Annotated in this window: 27 protein-coding genes; 15 read left to right on the forward strand and 12 right to left on the reverse strand. The window is 66.7% G+C overall.

Annotation, left to right across the window (positions count from 1 at the left end; all coding sequences use genetic code 11):
* The coding region (locus tag ON34_RS38520; RefSeq protein WP_373291903.1) for a hypothetical protein at positions 1-124 on the forward strand (124 nt) is incomplete at its 5' end.
* Positions 125-283: 159 nt separating this feature from the next.
* Here ON34_RS38520 and cysC read toward each other — a convergent pair.
* From cysC to ON34_RS10640, 3 genes are read right to left on the reverse strand one after another with little or no spacing between them, the layout of a single operon-like run.
* Entirely contained in the window at positions 284-2,122 is a 1,839-nt protein-coding gene (gene cysC, locus ON34_RS10630; RefSeq protein WP_040777750.1) for an adenylyl-sulfate kinase, read from the reverse strand.
* On the reverse strand, positions 2,122-3,054 hold the full coding sequence (gene cysD, locus ON34_RS10635) for a sulfate adenylyltransferase subunit CysD (RefSeq protein WP_040777753.1): 933 nt from the start codon (positions 3,052-3,054) through the stop codon (positions 2,122-2,124). The genes cysC and cysD overlap by 1 nt, the downstream gene beginning before the upstream one ends.
* A gap of 9 nt (positions 3,055-3,063) precedes the next feature.
* A complete protein-coding gene (locus tag ON34_RS10640; RefSeq protein ID WP_040777756.1) occupies positions 3,064-3,963 on the reverse strand; it encodes a helix-turn-helix domain-containing protein in 900 nt (299 codons plus the stop codon).
* Positions 3,964-4,047: 84 nt separating this feature from the next.
* Between ON34_RS10640 and ON34_RS10645 the strand changes: the two genes are divergently transcribed.
* The 3 genes from ON34_RS10645 to ON34_RS10655 are packed head-to-tail and all read left to right on the forward strand — an operon-like array spanning position 4,048 to position 7,160.
* The gene (locus tag ON34_RS10645; RefSeq protein WP_040777849.1) at positions 4,048-5,211 is read left to right on the forward strand and encodes a hypothetical protein; all 1,164 of its coding nucleotides are present in this window, start codon (positions 4,048-4,050) and stop codon (positions 5,209-5,211) included.
* On the forward strand, positions 5,211-5,987 hold the full coding sequence (locus tag ON34_RS10650) for an SDR family oxidoreductase (protein ID WP_040777852.1): 777 nt from the start codon (positions 5,211-5,213) through the stop codon (positions 5,985-5,987). Before ON34_RS10645 ends, ON34_RS10650 begins: the two co-directional genes overlap by 1 nt.
* Before the next feature lie 3 nt (positions 5,988-5,990).
* Positions 5,991-7,160 carry a sulfotransferase family protein gene (locus ON34_RS10655; RefSeq protein WP_040777760.1) on the forward strand — a complete coding sequence of 390 codons (1,170 nt, stop codon included), beginning with the start codon at positions 5,991-5,993 and terminating at the stop codon, positions 7,158-7,160.
* Between the two features lie 197 nt (positions 7,161-7,357).
* On the opposite strand, the gene ON34_RS10660 is transcribed toward ON34_RS10655, so the two are convergent.
* Both ON34_RS10660 and ON34_RS10665 read right to left on the reverse strand, forming a co-directional pair.
* Positions 7,358-8,116, reverse strand: coding sequence for a DUF899 domain-containing protein (locus ON34_RS10660; protein ID WP_040777855.1), 759 nt, complete (start codon positions 8,114-8,116; stop codon positions 7,358-7,360).
* Positions 8,117-8,146: 30 nt separating this feature from the next.
* Entirely contained in the window at positions 8,147-8,911 is a 765-nt protein-coding gene (locus ON34_RS10665) for an SDR family NAD(P)-dependent oxidoreductase (RefSeq protein WP_040777763.1), read from the reverse strand.
* A 204-nt stretch (positions 8,912-9,115) separates the two neighbouring features.
* Between ON34_RS10665 and ON34_RS10670 the strand changes: the two genes are divergently transcribed.
* The gene (locus ON34_RS10670) at positions 9,116-10,075 is read left to right on the forward strand and encodes an RNA polymerase subunit sigma-70 (protein ID WP_040777766.1); all 960 of its coding nucleotides are present in this window, start codon (positions 9,116-9,118) and stop codon (positions 10,073-10,075) included.
* 181 nt (positions 10,076-10,256) lie between these two features.
* On the opposite strand, the gene ON34_RS10675 is transcribed toward ON34_RS10670, so the two are convergent.
* Entirely contained in the window at positions 10,257-10,664 is a 408-nt protein-coding gene (locus ON34_RS10675; protein WP_040777769.1) for a RidA family protein, read from the reverse strand.
* Positions 10,665-10,779: 115 nt separating this feature from the next.
* Between ON34_RS10675 and ON34_RS10680 the strand changes: the two genes are divergently transcribed.
* Positions 10,780-11,160 carry a winged helix-turn-helix transcriptional regulator gene (locus ON34_RS10680; RefSeq protein WP_040777772.1) on the forward strand — a complete coding sequence of 127 codons (381 nt, stop codon included), beginning with the start codon at positions 10,780-10,782 and terminating at the stop codon, positions 11,158-11,160.
* 90 nt (positions 11,161-11,250) lie between these two features.
* Here ON34_RS10680 and ON34_RS10685 read toward each other — a convergent pair whose 3' ends face one another.
* From ON34_RS10685 to ON34_RS10695, 3 genes are all read right to left on the reverse strand, one after another.
* Positions 11,251-11,556: an MTH1187 family thiamine-binding protein gene (locus ON34_RS10685; protein WP_040777775.1), complete on the reverse strand. Its 306-nt coding sequence runs from the start codon at positions 11,554-11,556 to the stop codon at positions 11,251-11,253.
* A 163-nt stretch (positions 11,557-11,719) separates the two neighbouring features.
* Positions 11,720-12,292 carry a GNAT family N-acetyltransferase gene (locus ON34_RS10690; protein ID WP_040777778.1) on the reverse strand — a complete coding sequence of 191 codons (573 nt, stop codon included), beginning with the start codon at positions 12,290-12,292 and terminating at the stop codon, positions 11,720-11,722.
* The gene (locus ON34_RS10695) at positions 12,289-13,614 is read right to left on the reverse strand and encodes an NsdA family TPR-like regulatory protein (protein ID WP_157172256.1); all 1,326 of its coding nucleotides are present in this window, start codon (positions 13,612-13,614) and stop codon (positions 12,289-12,291) included. The genes ON34_RS10690 and ON34_RS10695 overlap by 4 nt, the downstream gene beginning before the upstream one ends.
* Before the next feature lie 215 nt (positions 13,615-13,829).
* On the opposite strand from ON34_RS10695, the gene ON34_RS10700 reads away from it, so the two are divergent.
* The 6 genes from ON34_RS10700 to ON34_RS10725 all read left to right on the forward strand — a co-directional run bounded on the left by ON34_RS10700 (position 13,830) and on the right by ON34_RS10725 (position 17,350).
* Complete coding sequence (locus ON34_RS10700) at positions 13,830-14,303, forward strand: hypothetical protein (RefSeq protein WP_040777784.1); 474 nt, start codon at positions 13,830-13,832, stop codon at positions 14,301-14,303.
* Between the two features lie 6 nt (positions 14,304-14,309).
* On the forward strand, positions 14,310-14,528 hold the full coding sequence (locus ON34_RS10705) for a hypothetical protein (protein ID WP_040777787.1): 219 nt from the start codon (positions 14,310-14,312) through the stop codon (positions 14,526-14,528).
* 105 nt (positions 14,529-14,633) lie between these two features.
* Positions 14,634-15,320 carry a HEAT repeat domain-containing protein gene (locus ON34_RS10710; RefSeq protein WP_373291904.1) on the forward strand — a complete coding sequence of 229 codons (687 nt, stop codon included), beginning with the start codon at positions 14,634-14,636 and terminating at the stop codon, positions 15,318-15,320.
* On the forward strand, positions 15,314-16,342 hold the full coding sequence (locus ON34_RS10715) for a MerR family transcriptional regulator (RefSeq protein ID WP_040777790.1): 1,029 nt from the start codon (positions 15,314-15,316) through the stop codon (positions 16,340-16,342). Before ON34_RS10710 ends, ON34_RS10715 begins: the two co-directional genes overlap by 7 nt.
* A gap of 99 nt (positions 16,343-16,441) precedes the next feature.
* The gene (locus ON34_RS10720; RefSeq protein WP_040777861.1) at positions 16,442-17,008 is read left to right on the forward strand and encodes a hypothetical protein; all 567 of its coding nucleotides are present in this window, start codon (positions 16,442-16,444) and stop codon (positions 17,006-17,008) included.
* A gap of 51 nt (positions 17,009-17,059) precedes the next feature.
* Entirely contained in the window at positions 17,060-17,350 is a 291-nt protein-coding gene (locus ON34_RS10725; RefSeq protein WP_040777793.1) for a barstar family protein, read from the forward strand.
* 26 nt (positions 17,351-17,376) lie between these two features.
* On the opposite strand, the gene ON34_RS10730 is transcribed toward ON34_RS10725, so the two are convergent.
* A complete protein-coding gene (locus tag ON34_RS10730; protein ID WP_040777796.1) occupies positions 17,377-18,051 on the reverse strand; it encodes a PaaI family thioesterase in 675 nt (224 codons plus the stop codon).
* A gap of 256 nt (positions 18,052-18,307) precedes the next feature.
* Between ON34_RS10730 and ON34_RS10735 the strand changes: the two genes are divergently transcribed.
* Entirely contained in the window at positions 18,308-18,958 is a 651-nt protein-coding gene (locus ON34_RS10735; protein ID WP_040777799.1) for an HAD family hydrolase, read from the forward strand.
* A gap of 8 nt (positions 18,959-18,966) precedes the next feature.
* Here the strand turns inward: ON34_RS10735 and ON34_RS10740 are convergent, their stop codons facing one another.
* Positions 18,967-19,560: a TetR/AcrR family transcriptional regulator gene (locus tag ON34_RS10740; protein WP_040777802.1), complete on the reverse strand. Its 594-nt coding sequence runs from the start codon at positions 19,558-19,560 to the stop codon at positions 18,967-18,969.
* Positions 19,561-19,581: 21 nt separating this feature from the next.
* On the opposite strand from ON34_RS10740, the gene ON34_RS10745 reads away from it, so the two are divergent.
* Both ON34_RS10745 and ON34_RS10750 read left to right on the forward strand, forming a co-directional pair.
* Positions 19,582-19,950 (forward strand): hypothetical protein, encoded by a 369-nt coding sequence (locus ON34_RS10745; protein WP_040777804.1) that lies wholly within the window; start codon positions 19,582-19,584, stop codon positions 19,948-19,950.
* On the forward strand, positions 19,947-20,462 hold the full coding sequence (locus tag ON34_RS10750; protein WP_040777807.1) for an SRPBCC family protein: 516 nt from the start codon (positions 19,947-19,949) through the stop codon (positions 20,460-20,462). Before ON34_RS10745 ends, ON34_RS10750 begins: the two co-directional genes overlap by 4 nt.
* A 101-nt stretch (positions 20,463-20,563) precedes the next feature.
* Here ON34_RS10750 and ON34_RS10755 read toward each other — a convergent pair whose 3' ends face one another.
* On the reverse strand, positions 20,564-21,064 hold the full coding sequence (locus tag ON34_RS10755; protein ID WP_040777808.1) for a hypothetical protein: 501 nt from the start codon (positions 21,062-21,064) through the stop codon (positions 20,564-20,566).
* Between the last annotated feature and the right edge of the window lie 167 nt (positions 21,065-21,231).

The following is a 21,231-nucleotide window of genomic DNA, read 5'->3' on the forward strand; positions in this document are numbered from 1 at the left end:
CTCCGCTGGCTCCGCCATCGAATTGCACCGGGGCGACGAGGACGAAATCGATCGCACCGCCGCCAATCTCGGAATAACCCTGTCCCGCAACGAATCCGCATCGGTCGACGACCTTCCGAGCTGATCCGGATGTGAGTGCTGCCGCGCACCGGATCCCCGGTGCGCGGCATTCCCAGACGTGCCCGAATGCCGCTGTCATGCGGTCGGAATAGGTTGTGCGGCGGCCCATGGAAAACGTGCGCTGGAGGTGCCCCGCCTCGCGGGCGAGGCACCTCGGCTCAGGTCAATCCATCCGCGTTAGTCGCGCGATGATGGTCGCCGCCATCGAGGCTGGGTCGCCGTGGTCGGGTCGCAGGACGACATCGGCGTTAACCGGTGCCTCGTAGGGATCATCGATGCCGGTGAAGCCGCGGATCTCGCCCGCCCGCGCCTTGGCGTACATGCCCTTGGGGTCGCGGGCTTCGCAGACCGCCAGCGGCGTGTCGACGAAGACCTCCAGGAACGGAATGCCCGCCGCCTCGTGCGCGGCGCGAACCCGATCGCGGTCGGCCCGGTAGGGGCTGATCAGCGAAACCACCGCTACCACTCCGGCTTCGGCGAACAGGCGGGCCACCTCGCCGACGCGGCGGACGTTCTCGACCCGGTCGGCCGCGCTGAATCCGAGATCGGAGTTGAGCCCGTGGCGCAGGTTGTCGCCGTCGAGGAGGAATGCCGGGCGGCCCGCGGCCACCAACCTGCGTTCCAGTTCCACCGCGACGGTGGACTTTCCGGAGCCGGACATACCGGTCAGCCAGACGGTGAGACCGCGGGTGGCGCGCTCGTCGCGCCCGACCGCGGTGGAATGCCAGACCACCCGGGCCGACGGCAGGGTCGGGCCGGTGATCATGCCCGCGGCGACGGTGTTGTTGGTTGCCTCGTCGACCAGGATGAAACTGCCGGTGGCGCGGTTGCGCCGGTACGGATCGAACAGCAGCGGCTGACGGCAGCGCAGCTGAACGCGGCCGATTTCGTTGAGCGACAACGACTCCGCGCCCTCGTCGCGATGCAGCGTGTTGACGTCCAGCCGGTAGTCCAGGGAACGGACCTCGGCTGTGGCGGCACGGGTGGTGTGCCGGATCGTGTAGGTGGCGCCGGGGGTGAGCTGGGTTTCCTCGGCGAACCAGCACACCATCGCGTCCAGGTCGCGGCCCGCATGCGGGCGATTGTTGGGTCGGCAGATCAAGTCGCCTCGGGAAATGTCCAGCTCATCGGCGAGCTGAATCGTGACCGCCTGCGGCGGAAAGGCTTCCGCGACCGGTTTGCCGCCCGGACCCCAGATCGCGGTGACCGTGGTGGTGAATCCGGACGGCAGCACCGCGACTTCGTCGCCCGGCTTGAACACCCCGCCCGCGACGGTGCCCGCATATCCGCGGAAATCCTCGGCGTGCCTGCGCGTGACGTACTGCACCGGGAACCGCGCGTCGATCAGATTGCGGTCCGAGGCGATGTGCACCTCCTCGAGGTGGTGCAGCAGGGGAGTGCCCTCGTACCACGGCATGCTGGCGCCGCGGTGCACGATATTGTCGCCGTGCAGCGCCGACACCGGAACGAACGTCAGGTCGGAGACGTCGAGCTTGGAGGCGAATCGCGCGAATTCCTCGCGGATCTCCTCGAACCGCTCCTGCGACCAGTCGACCAGATCCATCTTGTTCACGCACAGCACCAAGTGCGGGATGCCGAGCAGGCTGGCCAGGAAGGCATGGCGGCGGGTCTGCTCCACCACGCCTTTACGCGCGTCCACCAGGATCAGCGCCAAGTCGGCGGTGGAGGCGCCGGTCACCATATTCCGGGTGTACTGCACGTGCCCCGGGGTGTCGGCGATGATGAATTTCCTTCTGGGCGTGGCGAAATACCGGTGCGCCACATCGATGGTGATGCCCTGTTCGCGTTCGGCGCGCAGGCCGTCGGTGAGCAGTGCCAGGTTCGGGTAGTCGTCGCCGCGGTCGCGGCTGGTGCGCTCCACCGCGGCGAGCTGGTCGGTGAAAAGGGTCTTCGAGTCGAACAGCAGTCGTCCGATCAGGGTCGACTTGCCGTCGTCGACGCTGCCCGCGGTCGCGAGGCGCAACAAGGTGGTGGTCGTCATCAGAAGTAGCCTTCGCGTTTGCGGTCTTCCATGCCTGCCTCGGAGATGCGGTCGTCGGCGCGGGTGGCGCCGCGCTCGGTGACCCGCGCGGCGGCGACCTCGGCCACCACTTCCGCCGGGGTCGTCGCGGTGGATTCGACGCAGCCGGTGCAGGTGGCGTCGCCGACGGTGCGGAATCGCACGGTGGCCTCGTACGGGTGCTCGCCGTCGAGGAGCTGGAGAAAACGGGTGTGCGCCAAGAGCATTCCGTCGCGTTGCACCACCGGCCTGCGGTGCGCGTAGTACAGCGCGGGCAATTCGATGCCCTCGGCGGCGATGTAGCTCCAGATGTCCAGCTCGGTCCAGTTCGAGAGCGGGAACACCCGGATGTGCTCGCCCGGCCGGTGCCTGCCGTTGTAGAGGTTCCACAGCTCGGGCCGCTGCCTGCGCGGATCCCATTGCCCGTACTCGTCGCGGAAGCTGAACACCCGCTCCTTGGCGCGAGCCTTCTCCTCGTCGCGGCGCGCGCCGCCGAAGACCGCGTCGAACGATCCCTCCTGGATCGCGCGCAGCAACGTCGTCGTCTGCAACCGATTGCGGGAGGCACGTGGGCCGCTCTCCTCGACCACGCGTCCGGCATCGATGTCGTCCTGGACCCGCCCCACGACCAGGCGCAGTCCCAAGCGCGCCACCGTGGCGTCGCGGTAGGCGATCACCTCGTCGAAGTTGTGCCCGGTGTCGATGTGCAGCACCGGGAACGGCAGCGGCGCGGGCCAGAAGGCCTTGGCCGCCAGGTGCAGCATCACCACCGAGTCCTTGCCGCCGGAGAACAGCAACACCGGGCGTTCGAATGTTGCTGCCACTTCACGGAATATGTGCGCCGACTCGGCCTCGAGCGCGTCCAGATGGGGCAGCTCGTAGGTGCTCGCCGTCGACTTCGCGTACTGGCTCACACCGCAAAACTAGAACACGTTTCGGTTATCGGTCAATGGTTTGCGGCCACCCGAGCTCGCCGTCACCGCGTCGGCGGCGGCCACCAGCGCCGCGCCGCGCCGGGCGATCTCCGCGCCGGTGATGGAGGCGCCGACATACATCGTGAGCACCATGTTCTGCCTGCCGTCGCCGTCATAGGTCGGCGCGGCGAGCAGGCTCACGGCGTGCTCCTTGCGTGGCCGCAGATCCGACCCCAGATAGACCCGCTCGCCGAGACTCGTCACCAGCTCGGCGACCAGTTCGCGCAGCTCAGGGGGTAGGTCCCGGTCCGCGACCCCGGCCAGGAGCGAGTACAGCCGCCGTCCCGCGGCGGTCATGCTCTCCACCAGGAACCCGCGCTCGCGGCACTCGGCGACCACCTGGCGCAGGCGTGCCTCGTCCTGTCGCAGCGGCACCGCCGGCGGCTTGGCCAGCCAGGCGTCGAAGGCGGCGTCGGTGTCCCAGAGTACGTACATCAGGCCGACCGGTGGCGCGAAATGGTAGGCCGCGCCCACCTTGACCAGGCCGGGCCCGGTGCTTTCCAGCACCATGATCTGCTCGCCGACCACGGCCGACGCGGTGCAGGTCGTGCGATAGCGCGCGGTGAGTTTCTCCAGCTCCACGCGGGCGAGCGCGGAGATCGCGAAACTGTCCTGCGCCACCCGGCCCGCGGCGATCAGCGCTGGTCCGAGCCCGTAGGTGCGGGTATCCGCGTCGCGCACCAGGTAGCCGCCCGCGGTCAGTTCGGTGAGGATGCCCAGACAGGTCGGTTTGGCCAGGTCGAGCTCGCGGGCGAGTTCGGAGAGCCCGAAGCGTTTGCCGCGCTGCTCGACGAAGAAATCCAGCACCTGAACCACCCGCGCGGTGGGCGCGGACCGACGGCCGACCATTGACCACTCCTAGAACACGTTCTAATCTTCCCTGTATCGAAATGTACCAGAGTGGTACATATTTGGAACACCGGAGAGAGCCTCTTGCTGACACAGCCGTTCGCGGACGCCATCGCCGCCGCCGAGCAGATCATCACCGGAGCCGCGCACATCCGCACCGAACAGGACCTCGTCGAGGGCTACGACTATCTGGCGGGCAGCATCCGCGCGTCGCTGCAAATGGCCTGGGCCTACGAGCGGGACTTCCCGTTCTTCGTGCAGTCCACCGGGCCGTACACCAAGATGGGCTTGGACAACCCGGACACCCTCTACTTCCACTCCTACCTGCGGCCGGACGCGGAATACGTGGTGACCGGCACCCGCGGCACCACCCGCGACCTGAGCTTCCAGGTGCTCAACGGCGACTATTCGCCGGTGGACGTACCCGACAGCCTCACCGCCTTCGATGATCGCGAACTCGCGATCGGCGCCGACGGGTCCTACCAGATCCGGTTCGGCCCCGGCGAGGCGCGGCCCGGCTACGTGCACCTGAGCCCGGACGCGGCGATGCTCGTGGTGCGCGAGGTCTACAGCGATTGGTCGACCGAGAAGGCGGGCACGATCCGCATCCAGCGGGTGGACCGGATCGGCGCCGCCCCGCCGCCGCTGACCAAGGACGTGCTCACCAAGCGGTACGGCGTGGCGGGCAAGATGCTGGTGTCGCGGCTGAAGACCTTCCTCGCCTTCCCGGAGTGGTTCTATCTGAACCTGCCGGTGAACACGCTCACCGAGCCGCGCTCGACGCCGGGCGGGCTCACCACCCAGTTCTCCTCGGTCGGTCATTACGACCTGGACGACGACCAGGCCGTGATCATCACGGTGCCGAAGTCGGACGCGCCGTATCAGGGATTCCAGCTCGGCAGCATGTGGTACCTGTCGCTGGACTACATCAACCACCAGACCAGCCTCACCGCCGACCAGGCGCACGTGGACCCGGACGGGATGATCCGGCTGGTGGTCAGCGAGCGCGACCCCGGCCTGGCCAATTGGATCGAACGCACCGGCCACGCCCGGGGGTATCTGCAGTTCCGCTGGCAGCGGTTGTCCAGGGACATGAAACCCGACGACGGCCCCACCGTCGAGGTCGTTTCGGTCGCCGACCTGCCCGAGCGGCTGCCCTTCTACGACCGGGCGCGCGTCACGCCGGAGCAGTGGCGCGAGCGGATCGCGGCGCGGCAGGTGGCCGTCGCGGAGAGGATGCTCGGCTGATGTTGTTGCAGGACAAGGTTGTTGTGGTTTCCGGTGTCGGGCCGGGACTGGGCCGCGCCATCGCCGTGCAGAGCGCGAAAGCGGGCGCGGACGTGGTGCTCGCCTCGCGGACGGAATCCCGCCTGATCGAAGTGGCCAAGGAGATCACCGAACTCGGCAGGCGCGCCGTGGTCGTGCCGACCGACATCGACGACGAGGCCGCGGCGGCGAATCTGGCCGAGACCGCGCTCAGCGCGTTCGGCAAGGTCGACACGCTGGTCAACAACGCGTTCGCGATCCCGCCCATCGTGGATCTCCTCGATGTCGACCTGGACCAGGTGCGGGCGGGGTTCGAGACCAACGTGCTGGCCGCGCTGCGGCTGACCAGGCTGTTCGTGCCCGCGCTCACCGAGACCAAGGGTTCGGTGGTGATGATCAACTCGGCGGTGCTGCGCCATTCGCGGCGGACCTTCGGTCCGTACAAGATGGCGAAGTCCAGCCTGCTCGCGTTGGCGCAGAGCTTGGCCACCGAACTCGGGCCGAAGGGCATTCGGGTGAATTCCGTTGCGCCCGGCTACATTTGGGCCGACAACCTGAAGTGGTACTTCAACTACCTGGCGCAGCAGCGGGGGATCACCGCCGAAGAGGTCTACGCCGAGACCGCGAAGACCATCGACTTGCGCAAACTGCCCGAACCCGACGAGATCGCCGACGCGGTCGTGTTCTTCGCGTCCGCCCTGTCGCGCGCGATCACCGGCGCGTGCCTGGACGTCAACGGCGGCGAATACCACCACTAGGAGATGACCGTGATCGGTAGGGACGACGTCGGGACCATCGACGATCTGCACGCCTCGGCCACCAAGGTGGTCGGGCTGGATGATTTCGGTACCGACGATTACCGCGAAGGGCTCGAGGTGCTGCTCGAGTCCTACGCCAAGGACGCCGAGCTGACCCCGTTCGGCAACAAGGTGAATCGCGCTTTTCTGCGCGGCGCGCTGATCGCCCGGCTGCTCAGCGAGGCGGCCTGGCGACGTTTTCCGGAACACGCCGACGTGGCGATCGAGCGTCCGATCTTCGTGACCGGGCTGCCGCGCTCGGGCACGACGGCGGTGCATCGCCTGCTCAACGCCGACCCGGCGCACCAGGGACTGGAGATGTGGCTGACCGAGATGCCGCAGCCGCGCCCGCCACGGGAGACGTGGGCGAGCAACCCGGTGTACCAGCGCCTCGCGGCGGCCTACGAGAAGCACCACGTGGAGCACCCGGAATTCATGGGTGTGCACCACATCTCGGCCGACCAGGTCGAAGAGTGCTGGCAGTTGCTGCGGCAATCGGCCATGTCGGTGTCCTACGAGTGCCTGGCCTACCTGCCCCGCTATTCCGAATGGCTGCGGGACCGGGATTGGACTCCCGCATACCGCAGGCACCGGCGCAACCTGCAACTGATCGGGCTGCCGGACGCCGGAAAACGCTGGGTGCTCAAGAACCCGAGCCACCTGTTCGCCTTGGACGCCATTTTCGAGGTCTACCCGGACGCGCTGATCATCCAGATGCACCGTGACCCGCGCACGATCATCGCGTCGGTGTGCAGCCTGAACGAGCAGGCGTCGGCGGGCTGGTCGGAGAAATTCCGCGGACCGGTGGTCGGCGCGGCACAACTGGACCTGTGGGCGCGCGGCGCGGAACGGTTCCTCGCCGATCGCAAGCGACACGACGCTGCCCAGTTCTGCGACGTCGACTACGACGACTTCGTCGCCGACCCGATCGGCACGGTCGAGTCGATCTATCGTCATTTCGACCTGCCGTTGACGGAGGAAGCGACCGCCGCGATGACCGCGTTGCACGCCGAAAGCACCTCGGGCGCGGCACGTCCGGCGCATCGCTACACCCTGGATGATTTCGGCCTGACCGCCGAGCAGGTGGACGCACGGTTCGGCGCGTATCGAGCGGCGCACTTCCCGGGGCGCTGAGGGCCTTCGGTACCGCACCGATGGCGGCGACCAGCCGGGAGGGGTGCTCGCGTGCCCGAGCGCGTGGCGCAGCGCGGTGAACAGCACCACGATCCGCGGCGCTGATCTCGCCGCTCGTCCACCGGCGTCGCCGTCACGACCCGTGCGAGGTCGCACGCGGTCGTGACGGCGAAGAGTCCGGAGGCGGTGGGTGTCGATCAGGTGGCGGCGCGGCCCTCCGAGTCGGCTCGCGGCGGCCGTGGGTCATTCGGGTTGTCCGGGTCGGGGTCGCCGAACCACCGCGACGGCGTGTGCTGGCCGTATGCGTCGTGCCAGTCCCACCATTCGTAGGGCGGGGTCTGCGGGTAGCCGTCCGGCGAGTCCTCCCACTGCTCTTGGCGTCCCAGCGCGGTCATGTCGAGGTAGCTCCACGTGGTCCCCAGTGCCTCGTCGCCGCGACTGTTGATGAAGTAGGTGCGGAACACGCGGTCGCCGTCGCGGATGAATGCGTTCGTGCCGTGCCATTCGTCCACGCCGAAGTCGGCGTCGAAGTCGTCGGTGATGGTGTACCACGGCATCTCCCAGCCCATCCGAGCCTTCAGGCGCTGGATGTCCTCCTGTGGTGCGCGGGAGGCGTACACGAGTGTCGTGTCGCGGGCGTTGAGGTGGGCCGAATTGGGGACGTGATCGGCCATCATGGAGCAGCCGCGGCAGGCGTGCTCGGGCCAGCCGTGCACGCCGGGCTCGAAGAAGGCGCGGTAGACGATCAGCTGACGCCGACCCTGGAACAGGTCGAGCAGGCTCGCCTTGCCCTCGGGACCCTCGAACACGTACTCCTTGTCCACGGCCTGCCACGGCATCCGCCGCCGCGAGGCGGCCAGCGCGTCACGTGCGCGGGTCAACTCCTTCTCCTTCACGAGCATTTGCTGCCACGCTGCCTCCCACTCCTGTGGTGAGACGATCGGCGGTGTTTGCATTGCGATGTCCTTCCTGTCGGTTTCGGTCATTCAGGCCAGCGGTGATATGCCCGCGGAGGTGAGCGTGTTCGCGTGGTGAACCGGGTGCTCGGCGGTCGCGATTTCGAGAACCGACTTGCCCACCTGATCCGGGGTGAGCGTGGGTCCCAGGGACCGCACGAACGTGTCGACGTCGACACCTTGCCGCTCGGCGTAGGCCGTCACCGCCGCGGCGCCCAGGTCGGTGGCGGGCGTCAACTGTGGGAGGACGGATACGAACCGGATCCCCAGCCCGGCCCGTTCCGACTCGACGGCGGCATAGCTCGTGATGAGCCGGACGGTGGCCTTTGCCCCCGCGTAGCCGCCGCTGAGCGGCGACCCGTTGATCGCCGCGCCGCTGGAGATCGCGATCACCGAGCTACCTGGTTGAAGCGGGCGCCGAAGTGCTTCGCGAATCCAGTGGAACGCCTGCGCTACGTCGACATTCCAGTTCTGGCTGAAGGTCTCCCACGTCTGGTCCTGCAAGGGGCTCATCCGTGGAGCGGCCCCCGCGCACAGGACCACCGTGCGCGGTTGATGCTCGTCGAGTAGCCTGCTGGCCGTCGCGGGGTCGGCGGCGTCCGCGGCCACCGCGGTGAAGGTAGCGCCGAGTTCGTCGCGCACGGCGTCGAGCTGCGCGCTGGTCCGGGCGACGCCGACGACATGCGCACCGGCGGCTGACAGCGCCTTGGCGATGCCGCGGCCGAATCCACGGCTGGCCCCGGTCACGATCGCCGTCGTGCCGTCGAGGCCGCTGGGCTCGAATGTTTCGTTCACGGTCGTATTCGCTTTCGTTGGTGATGTGCTCGAGGTCCTCACCAATTCAGATACGTCGCGCCGCCCCGATTCATCGGTGCGCCGCCGACCGGTCGCTTTCCTTGACGATCTGGGGCCGAGCCGACCGATGAATTTCGGCCGCCGGACGTATCTGTACTGGTAGGGGTGCCCATCCCTGTCCCGTCGAGACCTAGGAGTACGACCGTGCCCGTCCAGGAGGATTTCATCGAGCAGGCGGCGCCGTTCCGTGCCGAATTGATCGCGCACTGCTACCGCATGCTCGGTTCGGTGCACGACGCCGAGGATCTCGTCCAGGAGACGTACCTGCGCGGCTGGCGCGGCTATCCGGCGTTCGAGGAACGCGCGGCGCTGCGGACCTGGTTGTACCGCATCGCGACGACCGCGTGCCTGCGCGCACTGGAGAACCGCGCTCGCCGGGTGCTACCGGCCGGACTGGGCGCAGGCTCGGTCGACCCCGATGCGGGTCTCGACCGCGACACCGGTGCTTACCAATGGATGCAGCCGCTGCCAGACGCGTTGACACCGGAAACGGCGCTTGTCGCCAGGGAAAGCATCCGGCTGGCCGTGGTGACGGCCATGCAAGAGCTGCCCGCGCGTCAGCGGGCTGTGTTGATCCTGCGCGATGTCGCACAGTTCAGTGCCGCTGAAGTGGCGGAACTGCTCGAAACCACCCCTGCCGCGGTCAACAGCGCCCTGCAGCGGGCCCGCGCCCACCTCGCCGAGGTCGCCCCCACCGACGAAAACGCGACCGAACCGGAGGACGCCGAACGCCGCGCACTGCTCGACCGCTACTGCGCGGCATTCGAGAACGCCGACCTCGCAGCCCTCACCGAGCTCTTGGCGGCCGACGTCAGGCTGGAAATGCCGCCGGTGCCGCTGTGGTTCACCGGACGCGACGCTGTCACTCGCTTCCTCGCCAAGCGTGCCTTCGCGAAGCCTGGCGATCTCATGCTCATCCCCACGGCCGCGAACGGACAACCCGCTGTCGCCGAATACCGTCGCGACGCAGATGGCATCCTGGAAGCCCATTCGATCCACGTCATCACCACGGGCTTCGACGGGATCGCCGCCATCACCGTCTTTCTCGAGCCAACGCTGTTCGCCGCTTTCGGCATGCCGCTGACCCACCCGAAGGGCGATTGACGGGAGCTAGTGCCTCATCCAGACAGCTTCTGCTGTAACCGCCGGTATGGACAAGTCCGCGAAGGTAGTCGAAAGGCGGCTGGCCACGGCGTGTCGCACCGCCATTCGACTAACCTCGTCGCGTCACCGAACTCGAATACCAGTGAAGCTATCTGGACGGGGCACTAGGAAGAACGTCTGTTCAGTTGAGGATCGCCGTGGCTTCGATCTCGACCAGATGTTCGGGAACGTCCAGTGCCGCGACGCCCAGCAGCGTGCCAGGCGGTACGGGGGTGACCCCGAGCTTCGCGGCCACCCGAGCAACGCCCTCCAGGAACAGGGTCATCTTGTCGGGGGTCCAATCGACGACGTAGACGGTCAGTTTCGCCACGTCGTCGAAGGATCCACCGACCTCGGCCAGGGCCGTGCCGATGTTGAGGTAGCACTGCTCGACCTGAGCGGCGAGGTCACCCGCGCCGACCGTGACACCATCGGCGTCCCAGGCGACCTGCCCGGCGATGAAGACAAGCTTCGACCCGGTCGCGATCGACACCTGCCGGTAGGCGTCGATCTCCGGCAATCCGCGCGGATTCACCAAGGTGATGGCCATACTCCCTGCCTCCTCGTCATGAGAGCCGGCTCGTGCTCTCTTGTGGTTACTGAGAAACCGTAGGAGAGTGTTCGGTGACATGGAAGAACGCACTTTTCAGTGACTGAGGAACCATATGGTGACCAAACAGTTCAGCGGCTCACCCAACCAAGCGGACCTGACGCGCGCGGACTCGCTGGCGCGAGAGATCTTCTCGGACGTCGCCAACAAGTGGGCTCTGCTGATCATCGAGGCGCTAGGCGAACGCACCCTGCGCTTCGGCGAATTACGGAACGAAGTCGAGGGCATCAGCCACAAGATGCTCACCCAGAACCTGCGCATGCTCGAACGCAACGGCCTGGCCGAGCGCACCGTCCACCCCACCGTCCCGCCGCGAGTCGACTACACCCTCACCGAGCCAGGTCAGGCCCTCTGCGAGACGGTCCACCGAATGTGCGACTGGACGCAGCTCTACCTCGGGCACATCGAGGCATCCCGTCGCCGCTTCGACGCCTGACGGGTGGAGCGCTCGGGGCCATCACCTGTGGATGCCGCGAGTAGCAGACCGTATTGCCGGATTGCGGACATATGCAGCCCACGAAACAGGCTACGGCTTCTGGGTTCCCTTCAGGTGCCGCTCTACGGACTCGACTTTCGATGTGATCGCGTTTGTCGAACCGGGGCGCACATCGCCCTTGAGCACGATGCTGCATCGTGGCGCTACTTCCATGACGGCGTCTATCGCCTGCTTGATCACTGCCATGACCTCATCCCATTCTCCTTCGATGGTGGTGAACAGCGCGTTGGTCTCGTTCGGTAAGCCACTGGCGCGTATGACGCGTACCGCTTCGGCCACTGCGGCACCGACACTTTCACCCGTCCCAACTGGAGTTACGGAGAAGGCGATGATCACTATGACTCCTATGCTGCGTTGGTCATCGACTACGCGGCTGTCGATATCTCCTTGATACCAGGCCGCAAGTCGAGCACCTGTGGTGACTTCTAAAAGATGTTTACCAAAAATTAGCTCAATCACCGTGAGCAACGATCGCGCAACGCTTCGATGACTCGGCTGGTCAGCGCAACTCGCGGATCAGCACATCGAAACGTGGAGCGCCGGGCCAAGATGGGCGCCGCCATCCGACCCTATTCCAGCCCCATCGCCGATAACGCTCGTAGGCGCGGTCGTTGTCCGCTTCGACGAGCAGTGTCGCACGCTGCTCGGTTCTGGAGCTCAGCAATTCGTCATGCAGCGCATGTGCGATTCCCTGACCTGCATATTCAGCGCACACCATGATCTCGCTGACTCCGAACGTCCGTGTGCCGTCCTCGGCAGTGAACTCCTCGAGGTCGCCGCTGTCGAGATGCAATCCTGTCCACCATCGCGCGTTCGGCGGTAGCGGCCAGCCCCAGATCTGGCCTGCGGGCTTACCGTCCACTCGCGCAAGCACATACGCGAATCCGCTGTGACGGGGATCGGTGTAGGAATCGAACCGGCGCATAAATTCCGAAGGCGAGTCGAATGGATCTCCGGAGGCGATGGCGTCGACATATGAACTGCGGTAGATATCCTCGACCATTTGGCGTCGAGAACGTGCTTCGGCAGCGGTGCAATGCTCGAATTCCAGGCCCTCCGGAAAGCCGGTCATGCGGTTATCGCTTTCTGAGCCAGGGAGTCGTACAGGTCGCGGAAATCCGTACCGGCAGCTAGTCCATCGACCGCTGTCCGCACCGGCTCTAGTCGACGCAATATGCGTGTCGACGCCATGGCGGACGGGTTCGTCAATGCCGGGTACCCATGTTCGAGTGCGCCACTCACATCGCCGAGACGGGCCCTGGTTGCGGCTGACCATGCGCGAACGATCGTGGCGTTACGCATTCCTGCGGGTCGGTCCACGGCAGTCGCGTACAACTCGACAGATCGACGCAGGTCACCCATGTCAGCGTAGCCGCGGGCCTCGTGATCGGCGATCTCGGAATATGTCACGAATCGCAGCCACTGGGGAACTTCCTCCAGCGGCTCGAGCTGCATAGCCTGGTCCAACTCACGCCACGCTGTCGCAATAGCACGGCCGAACGCAATCCGGTCACCGAGTAGGCCGTACGCCTGTGCCTCACGAACGGCGATCAACGCATGGATTCGACCTGGTGGCCGACCACGCATCAGGTCGCGGGCACGATTAGCCAGTTGCAGCGCCTTATAGGGGCTTCCGCCGAGGTCGGCACGCGTAAGAGAGCAGGATTGAAGCGCCGCATACAAGCAACTATGTGCGATCAGGTCACTGTCGTCGGCCTCAGTGGCGAGCGCCATGGCGTCTGCAAAGCACCGGCGCGCGAGCTGGTGCCGATCCGCGTCGTAGGCGAGCCACCCAGCGAGCACTGCGAGTTGTCCGGTCGCACTGGTGAAGGCGTTCCCAATAGGCGGGTCGAACGCACCGGTTTCGAGCCAGTTTTTGGCGTGCGCCAGCTTTTCGACGGCAGCATCAACCAACTGGGCTCCGCCTGTGCGCTGATCCTCCTGATCGAGTGCGTCGACACCGGCCAAGAGCCGTTGGACGTCACCCATGCCAATCCGGCCGCGGCTTTCGGAGAGAAAGATTGCGACAGCACCGGCTGTAGCCAGCTTGCCGAACTCGCGCCGTTTCACGTCGTGCTCGACTTCCTGCACCGCCGCGTCCGGCACGCGAAGATCACCACTACCTTCGACCGCGATGATAGGACGATTTGCCGACTCCACGCCGGAACCAACCGAGCACCCGGACTCGGCCAACGCTGCCTGAAACCGCGCCAACTGGGGCTCATCCAGCCTTCCGAGCACCGTATCCATGCCAGCGGCGAACTCACCGGCCAGTGTGATCGTCGCGCCACGACGTTCCCACTTTCCTATGACCGCCTCGGAAAATCCTGTCATCTCGGCGAACTTCGGCTGGCTGACGCGCAGTGCCTCCCTTCGCAATGCACGTACCCCCACGCCGGTCCACCTGGTCACTACGAACATCACGCCCCCGTCCCCGCCTGTGTTCTTCGTACAGGCAGCGTAAGGGCTCGGTCGCCGTCGCGTGACTGCAACGACAGCAACGGTCACGCGACGCTGATGAGCAGCCCCACCGCCGGGTCGATGCCGTGCCCTTCATCGGCTCCCCGGCGGTGGGCGCTCACCAATGACGAGCAGGGGAAGGCCCACGCATGCCAATTGCGGAATCCGGGATACTCGAAGACACACCGTTGACCCGGTGCCGGTTCTACCGGGAGGTCTGCGGGCTCGCGGCGGTAGTGCAGCCAGAGGCCGGTGGACGAATCATCGTGCCGACAGGCAGCGTCGGCGCGATCACCATGCCCGCGCCCCTCGGTGCACGCGTGAAGAACCACATGCTCGACCGCAAAGTCGGACTCGGCCCCATCGTCTCGCACCCTCGATCGAAACGCTGGTCTTTCCTGGCGCGGCCGGATGTGCCCGACGATACGAAACTGTTCGCCGAACTGTTTCGGCTCAACGTCTCCGTTTCGCCCTTCGGAGCACAGATCGCATTGCCCTCGCCCACCTCCGGGCCGATCAGTTTCCGAACATGGGTGCACGCTCCCCGCGACTTGTTCCGCCCGTCCGGACTTGCGGTCGTCGACTCGATTCGGGCATGCAGCGCCGTTCGGCTGGGGGCCTGACGGCGAATGAGCCATTACGCATCTCCACGGCCTGACGAGGACGACGTCCACCTGTCGATTCAATTCCATGACCTGCGTTTGGACTTCGTCGCCTGCGTGACGGCCGCATGGACCTTCATGCAGGACTGGCGCTCTCGCCACTACCACGACGCGGTGACCGTCATTCCCGGCGACACGGCTGGGCTGCCGCGCTTGCCGAACGAGCGGCTTTACCTCGAGCCTTGAACTCGAAACGTCGCGACCTCGGCCGTCTTCCCGAGGTCAGAAATGACTGAACCTGAGATGCGCTTGACATTGTCACTGTGTGAAGCCTTTGACTGGCTGCCGGAGGTGGTCACCATCAACTCGACACACAGGAATCCACAAGAGACTCGACTGCTCGACGCACTGGCGGTTGGGAACTCGTCGGCGCGGCTGGCGGCGGCTCTGGCAGTGGGCACGCGTTCGGAGCCCGGTTTCGTCGATGCGCTTGTCGAGAGGTGCGCGATCGAGCCGGACTTCTTCGTGCGCGACATGCTGACGTGGGCGCTTACCCGTCTCCCGTCGGAGATCACGGTTCCGAAACTTCGCGCGGAGCTCCGTTCCGAACGCGCACAGGCCCGGAGCCAGGCGTTGCACACGTTGTCCAAGATCGGCGACAAGAGCGCGTGGTCAGCGATCACGCGGTCGTTGCTGCACGATTCCGACGACGAGGTCGCGCGCAGTGCATGGCGCGCTGCCGTCGTTCTCGTGTCCGACGGGGAGAAGGCGGCGCTGGCCGCGGAACTGGCCGTGCAATTCGGCCGCGGTGACCGGGAGGTACAACGGAGTCTGAGCCGTGCCCTTGTCGCGCTCGGCGATATGGTCGAGCCGGTCTTGCGAAAAGCGATGGCAAGTCACGACCCGGCGGTGCGGGCGCATGCGAGCGCCACGCAGCGGCTTCTGCGCGACCCGGATGCCGGATTCGACCTCGCCGTCGATGCGGCGCGGCGGGTCGTCGCGCTCGGACCGGACCGAGAGGAGACAACCGCGTGCTGATCGGCGAGGTGGCGCGGCGCTCGGGGGTGAGCGCCCGGATGCTCAGGCACTACGACTCCCTCGGGTTGGTACGACCGACCGGCCGCACCGTGGGTGGCTACCGGGAATACTCCCCCGAAGACATCCGGCGGATCTTGCACGTCGAGGGGCTGCGGTCGCTGGGACTGTCACTGAGCCAAATCGGGCGCGCTCTCGACGATCCCGGGTTCACCCCGGCCACGCTGGTCGGCGACCTCATCCGAAAGACCGAAGAACGACTGAACCGGGAGCGAGAACTCCTCGAGCGGCTCCGTGCGGTCGATGCGGCCGAGCCCTGCGGCTGGCAAGACGTCCTGCGCATCGTCGCGCTCCTGCACGGACTCGGTTCGCAGAGCGCCGCCCGGCGGCAGCAGGCCGTCCTGGCCCCGGCCGATGACGTGACGGTGCCCGCCGAGCTGCTGGCCGAGGCGATCCTCACCGAATCCGATCCGAATGTTGCCGGAGCCCTGCGGTGGGCGCTCGCTCGGGCCGACGGAGAGGGCGTGGCGATCGTGGCATCCGGCATGGGCTCAGCAGACGTCGACGTCCGGCGGCGGGCGGTCCTGGCGCTCGCCGAGCTACCGGGTGACGAGACGACCGCGGTGCTCACCGACGCGCTCGGCGACGCGGACACGACGGTCCGCAGACATGCCGCTCTCGCGCTGGGGGCGCGGGGCGTGACCCAGGCGGTACCGGCGCTTGTCGGCACGGTGGCCGAAGGCCCGAACGATGTCGAGGCGGCCGAGCTCTTGGGAACGTTGGCGCGGGACGCGCAGTGCGCAGACCGGATCATGAATGCGCTGGTCGACGAACTGACCGCACACGCGGCGGACTCGGCGGCGCGGATACGACTGACCCAGGCACTCGCCGAGATGCCGGGGACCATTGCGCTGGATATTCTCCGGCGACTGACCCGCGACGATGATCGGGCCGTGGCCCTCATCGCGTCGGCCCTCGTGGAAATGCTCGAAGAACGGCCGGGCGAGGAGTTGGGGCAACCCTAGCGATACTCGCTCATCGGCATTGCAGGATGCCATGGGGCGCAGGGCATCTCATGTCACGACCGATGTCACGTGGCCGTTTTGCGGATCTACAATCCCCGCGTGACGCTCACCCTCGCCGACCTGGTCGGCTACACCGAACGCGACCTCGACACCGACCTGGCGCGTTGGTTCCCTGATTCCGAACCCGTCCACCTTCCCGAGCAGACCCGACCGGTGGCGGCGTTTCTCGAGCGCCTGGCGCCCACCGATGCGGCGGCGCTGGCCGCGTTCGACAGCCGGGTGCGCTCAGGACGGTTGCCGCAGTTCTTGGACATCTTCGATTGGTCCTACGGGTTCGATTTCGCCGGCAACGACTGCCGCGTCATCGATGCGGACTACCCGACCGAGCTGACCGACGACGATGTGTACTCCATCGGTGCGGACGGAGGCGGCAATCTGTATGTCCTGCTCGCCAACGGCCAAGTGGCCGTGTGGTTCCACGAGGAGCAGGTGCTCGAAGGGGGCACTCGCTTCGACAATCTCGATGTCTTCCTCTGGTCGTTCGTGCGCTACCGCGCGGTACGCGCGGGGAAGCTCGCACGCTCGGCCGTAGCGGCTGACTTCCGTGCGCTCGGCCAGGACGGCGCACTCGAACCGCAACTCGGCCTGCTGAGGCTCATGGACTAGTTTCGAACCACTGTCTCCACTTGTACCAACTGTCGAATTGGAAGCAACACCATGCGCGTCACCATCGACGGGACACAGATCCGGACCCATGCGGACCTGCACCACGCGCTGTGGGCCCCCCTGGACTTCGGCCCGTACTACGGGCACAACCTGGCCGCCCTGTGGGACCGCCTGACCACGGACGTCGAACGCCCGGTCGAGATCGTCTGGGAGAACTCCGGGGTCAGCAGAGAACTGATGGGCGTCGAAGCGTTCGAAGCGATCTCCTCCGTGCTGATCAAAGCCGCCGAGCGGGACGAGTCGAACCCGGTGGACAAAAGGCTCACGGTGCGCTTCGCCTGACCGGCGAGGGGGTGGTGGTCAGCAGGTCAGGGTTGGCCGGGTTTGAGCACGATGAACAGGCCGTTCGCCTCGGCGCACAGGCGCTCGCCGTCGTGCAGGGTGGCGCGGACGTAGACCTTGCGCCCCTCGTGGCGTTCGGCCCACGCGCGGACCTTCAGCTCGGTGTTCAGCGGGGTGATGGAGCGGTAATCGACGGTGAGGGAGGCGGTTCTGGTCACCGCGCCCGCGTGGACGGCGGCGGCCATGCCGAGCAGATCATCGAAGGCGATGGCGATCTGGCCGCCGTGGGCGGCGCTGTTGCCGCCGAGGTGGTAGGTGCGGAACGTGACGTGGGCGTCGACGCCGTGCTGGTCGACGTGGTCGATGACGAACGGCGGCAGGGTGATGTTGCCGCGGGCGGGCAGGTCGAAGCGGGTCCAGTTCGGGGTCGACCACTCGTCCACGAGGGCGTCGTCGAGCTTGTCGTTCAGCTGCTTGAGCAGGCCGATCGCCTCTACCGCGAGGTCGTCGGAGGGGCTGGCCAACCGGACCCGGTCCATCAGGCCGCGGACCTGTTCGATGAACTGGCCGTAGTGCGGCCCGCCTCGGGAGATGTCGTCCTTGGCGGCCTCGTGGGCGGCGATGAGCTCGGGCATCGGGCGGAAACCGCCCTCGTGGTGCTCCTTGCTCGGTAGCGCGTCGCCGGTCTGCGGTTCGTTCATGAGAACACGTTATCGGTTGCCGGGTGGATGTTCGCTGGTCGGGTGCCGGGTGCTCCGTAGTCCGCTGGCGACGGTGCGGCCGGGTGCGGTCAGTCCCTAGCGCGCCGGGCCGAGCGGAGACGGGGCAGCCGCCTAGGCTGGTGATCGATCGGTGATCGCGCTCTTACGGGTGACCCGGCGCGGTTCCGGCGGTCGAGTGCGGGACTCGGCCCGGATCTACCTCTGACCGTTTCGGTTGGTGAAAGGCTTTGTGTGCATGGGTATTACGGCGGTTGTCTTCGACATGGACGGCGTACTGATCGATTCCGAGCCGGTGTGGGAGCGGGTGCGGCGCGGGTACGTCGCGGAGAAGGGTGGACGGTGGCTGCCCGATACCCAGCAGCGGCTGATGGGGATGAGCACCGGCGAATGGTCGGAGTACCTCAGCGGTGAACTCGGCGTCGGCGAGCCGCCGGAAACCGTCGCCCGCGAGGTCGTCGACCGGATGGCCGCGCACTACGACGAGGCCGTCCCGCTGCTGCCGGGCGCGGTCGAGGCCGTGCAGCGGATCAGCGAGCACTGGCCGCTCGGGTTGGCCAGCTCGTCGCCGCGTGCCCTGATCGACAGCGTGCTCGGCCGCACCGGTCTGATCGAGTTCTTCACCGTCACCTTCTCCACCGAGGAGGTCGATCAGGGCAAGCCCGCGCCGGACGTCTACCTGACGGTCGCGACGTTCCTGCGTCAACGGCCCACCGACTGTGTGGCCGTGGAGGATTCGAGCAACGGCCTACGCTCGGCGCACGCGGCGGGCATGCGCGTCATCGCGGCCCCGCGACCGGAGTACCCGCCTGCCGCCGACGCGCTGCGATTGGCCTGCCGGGTGATCGACGGTCTCGACGAACTCACACCCGCGCTGATCACCGGTTGAGCCCGGCCTCAGCGTCGGTAGGAGGTCAGCAGGGTGCGGGCGGCGGCGGTCACGTCGTCTTCCAGCCATTCGGGCAGCGACGGGGCTTGGGCGTGGCGGCGCAGCGCCGCGTAAGGAAGGTCGACTATCGCGCGGGTGACCGCATCGATTTCGCGCTCGCCGTCGCGGCCGAACAACCCTTCCGTGATGCGACGCAGATGCTCGATCAAGGGCGCGTTCATCTCGGCCAAGGTGGCGCGGAACTCCGCGTCGGGGCCGCCGTCGAGCAGATCGCTGGGGCGCAGGTTGAGCAGAAGCCTGGCGTCCTCGGGTAGTTCGCGTCCGAACCGCAGCGCGGCCCGCGCCATCGCGACACCGGCCTCGACCGGGTCGGATTCGTCGGCCGCGGCCAGGGTGCGGTCCTGGAAACGCCGCAGCGCGCGCAACCATGCGGCGGTGAGCACACCATTGCGGTTGCCGAAGCGGTGATACAGCGTGCCCACCGGAGCGCCGCTGGCCTCGGCGATCGCCGACACGCTGGCCGCGCGGGGTCCGTCGGCGAGCACCAGGGTGCGTGCTGCGTCGAGGATCACGTCGGTGTCGTGCTTGCGGGGTGGCGCCATGTACTAGTACGTTCCTTCTATATGGAGCGTTTGCCCTATATAGATGAGCATGCCAGATCGGTCGACGCGAACCGGGATCGGGCGTGGAAAGCGGTGCTGAAAGTGGTCTGCAAAGATCCACACGATCCGTCATCGGTCCCGTCCGGGTTCGTCCTCGATTCCGCCGAGGAACCGCACCGGTTGGCGTTGCGAGGACAGCACTGGTTCTCGAAGTACGCGCTGATCTTCGAACTGGACGAAGAGGGGCCGAGCCGCACCCGCGTCCGCGCGCGGAGCTACGGCGACTTCCCCGGCCTGCACGGCCGGATCTATCGCGCGCTGGTCATCGGCACCGGCGGCCACCGCATGGTGGTGCGCGGGATGCTGCGTCGAATCGCGGCTGCGGCATGATTCCCGGAACCGTATGGGGCGCCACCGAAGCCGAGCGTGCGGCGCCGCTACCGTGCGACGAACGGCAGCCCGGTGGGCTGCAAGCCGACCGGTCGATCAGCATCGCCGCGCCGCCCGCGCTCGTCTTCGCCTGGCTGTGCCAGTTGCGCATCGCTCCCTACAGCTATGACCTACTGGACAACTTCGGCAAGCCCAGCCCGCGTCATCGCGATCCCCAGCTCACCGAATTGGAAGTGGGACAACGGTTCATGTCCCAGTTCGAACTGGACTCCTTCGTCCTCGACCGGCATATCACGCTGATCACCGGCAAGATCTGCGTCACCTATGCGGTGCGTCCCGAAGGGGCGGGGACCAGGTTGGTCGTCCGGGTTCGCTTCGGCGGACCGAAACCCCTCGCGGTGGCGCTGGCGCTGGGTGACGTCATCATGATGCGCAAGCAGTTGCTGAACCTCCGGGAACTCGCCGAGGCCGAATACCGGTCTGGTGCGGCGGAGGACACGGCTGGGCACTGAGGGGTGCGCGCGGCCCGCAGCTGTGGAGTTCGGCGTACGTCACGAGGGCCGGGCTCGAGCCGAGGCGTCGTCCGAGTGCGGACCAACCCGCTGGGTCGCTATCAGTTGCGGCGTTCGACCAGGTCGAACTTCAGTTGCTCGAATCCCTCCGGCACGATGTCGCGCACCGACACCAACGCGTTCGCCCAAGAGCCGAGAAGGGTGTGGTCGCCGATGGTTCGGCCGGTGTCCGGTGTGGGTTCCGCAGCGAGCAAAGGCAGTGGGTGGATGCGATGACGGGCGTCGTTTTCCAGCACGGTCGCCTTGTCCACGAAGACCCGTCGGTCGTGATTGATCAGGTACCGGCCGACGGCGCCATGCTCGGGCGCTACCAGTGCCGCGACGGAACTCGCCGTGTGGTAGAGGTTTTCGCGATCCGGTTCAGATGGCGGTGCCGCGTAACCTGCCCACACCACGCGGGCGGGCGTCCCGAGCAGCCGCTCGACTCCTTGGACGACATGGTGGCCGATCCTGGCGTGTTCCATGAGTTTCGGGCCCGCCTCGACGTAGCCGAGCAGGCGATGGTCGTCGGTGCGGAGTACCGCTCGATACAGCTGCCACACGGAATCGGATTCCCTTCGGTGGTAGGCGATTTCGTTGCATGCTCACACGCGTTTGCGGTGTGGCGATTACAGCGGCGTTACCACCGTGGTGCGGACTGTTCTCCGCGAGGACGAAGAGAATGGAAGGCGCTGCCCTGCAACATCTTCCGTTCCGATGCGGCGCTACT

Source organism: Nocardia pneumoniae NBRC 100136 (assembly GCF_000308755.1).
GTDB classification, from domain to species: domain Bacteria; phylum Actinomycetota; class Actinomycetes; order Mycobacteriales; family Mycobacteriaceae; genus Nocardia; species Nocardia pneumoniae.

Excerpts from the sequence above, each read along its gene's own strand:
- ON34_RS10750 (WP_040777807.1), top strand. The coding sequence starts at position 19,947 with ATGATTCCCGGAACCGTATGGGGCGCCACCGAAGCCGAGCGTGCGGCG.
- ON34_RS10705 (WP_040777787.1), top strand. The coding sequence starts at position 14,310 with ATGAGCCATTACGCATCTCCACGGCCTGACGAGGACGACGTCCACCTG.
- ON34_RS10700 (WP_040777784.1), top strand. The coding sequence starts at position 13,830 with ATGCCAATTGCGGAATCCGGGATACTCGAAGACACACCGTTGACCCGG.
- ON34_RS10745 (WP_040777804.1), top strand. The coding sequence starts at position 19,582 with ATGGAGCGTTTGCCCTATATAGATGAGCATGCCAGATCGGTCGACGCG.
- ON34_RS10735 (WP_040777799.1), top strand. The coding sequence starts at position 18,308 with ATGGGTATTACGGCGGTTGTCTTCGACATGGACGGCGTACTGATCGAT.
- ON34_RS10740 (WP_040777802.1), bottom strand. The coding sequence starts at position 19,560 with ATGGCGCCACCCCGCAAGCACGACACCGACGTGATCCTCGACGCAGCA.
- ON34_RS10650 (WP_040777852.1), top strand. The coding sequence starts at position 5,211 with ATGTTGTTGCAGGACAAGGTTGTTGTGGTTTCCGGTGTCGGGCCGGGA.
- ON34_RS10690 (WP_040777778.1), bottom strand. The coding sequence starts at position 12,292 with ATGACCGGCTTTCCGGAGGGCCTGGAATTCGAGCATTGCACCGCTGCC.
- cysC (WP_040777750.1), bottom strand. The coding sequence starts at position 2,122 with ATGACGACCACCACCTTGTTGCGCCTCGCGACCGCGGGCAGCGTCGAC.
- ON34_RS10730 (WP_040777796.1), bottom strand. The coding sequence starts at position 18,051 with ATGAACGAACCGCAGACCGGCGACGCGCTACCGAGCAAGGAGCACCAC.
- ON34_RS10640 (WP_040777756.1), bottom strand. The coding sequence starts at position 3,963 with ATGGTCGGCCGTCGGTCCGCGCCCACCGCGCGGGTGGTTCAGGTGCTG.
- ON34_RS10655 (WP_040777760.1), top strand. The coding sequence starts at position 5,991 with ATGACCGTGATCGGTAGGGACGACGTCGGGACCATCGACGATCTGCAC.
- ON34_RS10680 (WP_040777772.1), top strand. The coding sequence starts at position 10,780 with ATGGTGACCAAACAGTTCAGCGGCTCACCCAACCAAGCGGACCTGACG.
- ON34_RS10725 (WP_040777793.1), top strand. The coding sequence starts at position 17,060 with ATGCGCGTCACCATCGACGGGACACAGATCCGGACCCATGCGGACCTG.
- ON34_RS10675 (WP_040777769.1), bottom strand. The coding sequence starts at position 10,664 with ATGGCCATCACCTTGGTGAATCCGCGCGGATTGCCGGAGATCGACGCC.
- ON34_RS10660 (WP_040777855.1), bottom strand. The coding sequence starts at position 8,116 with ATGCAAACACCGCCGATCGTCTCACCACAGGAGTGGGAGGCAGCGTGG.